The organism is Streptomyces sp. NPDC001002, from assembly GCF_053599215.1.
The window spans coordinates 1-2,081 of the sequence record NZ_JBSFLV010000305.1 but is presented as its reverse complement, the minus strand read 5'-3'; the positions used below and the strand labels follow the sequence as shown (position 1 = coordinate 2,081).

General features: G+C 65.1%; 1 protein-coding gene and 1 pseudogene. Both read left to right on the top strand.

Annotated features, from left to right (window positions below; all coding sequences use genetic code 11):
- On the top strand, positions 1 to 597 hold a 597-nt coding region (locus tag ACWDR3_RS47685; protein WP_450358935.1), incomplete at its 5' end, for a substrate-binding domain-containing protein.
- A 69-nt stretch (positions 598 to 666) separates the two neighbouring features.
- A pseudogene (locus ACWDR3_RS47680) lies at positions 667 to 2,010 on the top strand (ATP-binding cassette domain-containing protein); the annotation flags it as partial.
- Between the last annotated feature and the right edge of the window lie 71 nt (positions 2,011 to 2,081).

Sequence of the window (2,081 nt, the reverse complement as noted above, 5' to 3'; positions counted from 1 at the left end):
AACATCGAGCTGTTCGCCGGCTCCAACGACGACAACAACACCAAGTACTTCTTCAACGGCGCGATGAGCGTGCTGCAGCCGTACATCGACAGCAAGAAGCTCGTCGTCAAGTCCGGCCAGACCAAGATCACCCAGGTCACCACGCTGCGCTGGGACGGCACCACCGCGCAGAAGCGCATGGAGGACGTCCTGACCTCCTCCTACAAGACCGGCAAGGTCGACGCGGTGCTCTCGCCCTACGACGGCATCTCCATCGGCATCCTCTCCGCGCTGAAGTCCGACGGCTACGGCTCCTCCAGCAAGCCGCTGCCCGTCATCACCGGCCAGGACGCCGAGCTGGCCTCGGTGAAGTCGATCATCGCCGGTGAGCAGACGCAGACCGTCTACAAGGACACCCGGCAGCTCGCCAAGGTCGCCGCGACCATGGTCGACGACGTCCTCAACGGCAAGAAGCCCGAGGTCAACGACACCAAGACGTACGACAACGGCACCAAGGTCGTGCCCTCGTACCTGCTCCAGCCGGTGAGCGTCGACAAGACCAACTACACCAAGGAACTGGTCGACACCGGCTACTACAAGGCGAGCGAGCTCAAGTAACCGGCCCGTAGCAGTCATTCGGTCATTCGCACGGATCGATCAATTCCTACGGATTGGAAGGGCACGACCATGGCGGGACCCGTCCTGGAAATGCGCTCGATCGTCAAGACCTTTCCCGGCGTCAAAGCGCTGTCGGACGTCACGTTGACGGTCCGTCAGGGCGAGGTCCATGCCATCTGCGGTGAGAACGGCGCCGGGAAGTCCACCTTGATGAAGGTGCTCTCCGGCGTCCATCCGCACGGCACGTACGAGGGCGAGATCCTCTTCGAGGGAGAGGAGTGCTCGTTCAAGGACATCCGGGCCAGCGAGCAGCACGGCATCGTGATCATCCATCAGGAGCTGGCCCTGGTGCCGTTCCTGTCGATCGCGGAGAACATCTTCCTCGGCAACGAACACGCCTCGGGCGGGTTCATCAACTGGAACGAGACGCTCAAGCACGCCACCGAGCTGCTGCGCCGGGTCGGTCTGACCGATCACCCGGAGACCCGGATCACCGACATCGGCGTGGGCAAGCAGCAGCTGGTGGAGATCGCGAAGGCGCTCTCCAAGAAGGTGAAGCTGCTCATCCTGGACGAGCCGACGGCGGCTCTGAACGACGAGGACAGCGGCAAACTCCTGGACCTCATCCTGGAGTTGAAGAAGCAGGGCATCACCGCGATCATCATCTCGCACAAGCTCAACGAGATCCGGCGGGTCGCCGACTCGGTGACGATCCTGCGCGACGGGCGGTCCATCGAGACCCTCGACGTGAAGGCACCGGAGACCACCGAGGACCGGATCATCTCCGGCATGGTCGGCCGCGACCTCGACCACCGCTTCCCCGAACGCACGCCGTACGAGGGCGAGGTGGACGCGGCGCCGGCCCTGGAGATCCGCGGCTGGACCGTGCACCACCCGATCGACCAGCAGCGCAAGGTCGTCGACGACGTGTCGATCACCGTACGGCGCGGGGAGATCGTCGGCATCGCGGGCCTGATGGGCGCGGGCCGCACCGAGTTGGCGATGAGCGTGTTCGGGCGCGCCTACGGCCGGTACGCGGGCGGCACGGTCCTCAAGGACGGCCGGGAGATCCGTACGAAGACCGTCGCGGAGGCGGTCGGGCACGGCATCGCGTACGTCACCGAGGACCGTAAGCACTACGGGCTCAACCTGATCGACAACATCAACCGGAACATCTCGCTGACCGCCCTGGGCAAGGTCGCGAAACGCGGTGTGGTCGACGAGCACGAGGAGCGGAAGGTCTCCGAGGGCTTCCGCACGTCCATGAATATCAAGGCGCCCACCGTGTTCGAGACGGTGGGCCGGCTGTCCGGCGGCAACCAGCAGAAGGTCGTCCTCAGCAAGTGGATCTTCGCGGGTCCCGAGGTGCTGATCCTGGACGAGCCGACCCGCGGGATCGACGTGAGTAGGCGCCCAAGGCGTCCGGCGGTTACGCGGACCGCTGCGGCCCGGGCACCCGTCAGCCGCTGCTGATCGTCTCCCCG